This is a genomic window from Armatimonas sp. (assembly GCF_031410135.1).
Lineage (GTDB): Bacteria > Armatimonadota > Armatimonadia > Armatimonadales > Armatimonadaceae > Armatimonas.
Window position 1 is genome coordinate 1 of sequence record NZ_JANNYP010000092.1, and the last position, 1065, is coordinate 1065.

1 protein-coding gene is annotated in these 1065 nt (G+C 56.7%); it reads right to left on the bottom strand.

Features of this window, described 5'->3' with window-relative positions:
* Positions 1–11 precede the first annotated feature (11 nt).
* Positions 12–1065: Gfo/Idh/MocA family oxidoreductase (locus tag RMO15_RS03530; protein WP_309707858.1), on the bottom strand; the 1054-nt coding region annotated here is incomplete at its 5' end.

Below are 1065 nucleotides of genomic sequence, written 5' to 3' on the forward strand. Positions count from 1 at the left end.
CTTTTGGTGCCTTAGCCGTTCATCGGCAGCACATGGGGTGCTCGATACGGGCGAACGTAGGCGAGAGTCCCTCTACCATTGCTACCAGCCAGATCATTCGCCTTTGCATCCCATCGAATAACTTCCTGAGACTCAAGCGCGACATTTACCATGTGGCAAGTGATCGTCGTCTGGGCGACCGATGCAAGGTCGGCGCGAGGCTTTTCTCTTGATTTGAGACAATCCAAGAAGTTGCGCCAGTGATCTGTCGGCACGGCCTCTGAGCTTTCCTTCGGCATTTCCTTTCCACTTCGATCCAGAATCTGCCAGCCGCCTCGCCAAACTCGAAGGGTATTTCCGTCGGCGTTCACAAACTCTGTGCAGTGGCCTTGCTTTCCTGGGGTGTCTCGAAGCACCGACCACGTCATCATGAATTGAGGATCATCGTAGGTGAGCAAGGCTTCGATCGAGTCGGGTGCATCTCGGTCGTCGTCTTTGATCGCCCACATTCCGCCGGTTGCGGTGACTCGTGTCGGCATCGGAAGGTCAAGACCTTTGCTCATTCCGAGCAGAGCGATGTCCATCATGTGGACTCCCCAGTCGGTGGTGAGTCCACCGCCGGTGTTCATAACCCATCGCCAGTTCCAGTGGACCTTGTTCTGTTGATAGGGCACCATCTTGGCGGGGCCAATCCAAGCGTCGTAGTCGAGGTTGGAAGGAACTGCGATCGGGGACTGCTTCCCAATTTTTGTGCCGTCTGCGATCCAAGCCCGACAGTGGACGACCTTTCCGAACTTACCCGACCGGATGTAGTTGATCGCGTCCGTAAACTCTTTCGAGCTTCTCTGCCAGGTGCCAACTTGGACGACTCGTTTGTGTCGTTTTTGCGCGTTCACCATTGCGACAGCCTCCCGAATGTTGTGGCTGATGGGCTTTTCGCAGTAGATGTCCTTGCCCGCGCGCGCCGCGAGGACGGACACGCCCGAGTGCCAGTTGTCGCCCGTCGCGATGAGCACGGCGTCGATGTCTGGGCGCGCAAGCAGTTCCATCATGTCGATGTATTGCTTGCAGTCCTGGTTGCCGTAC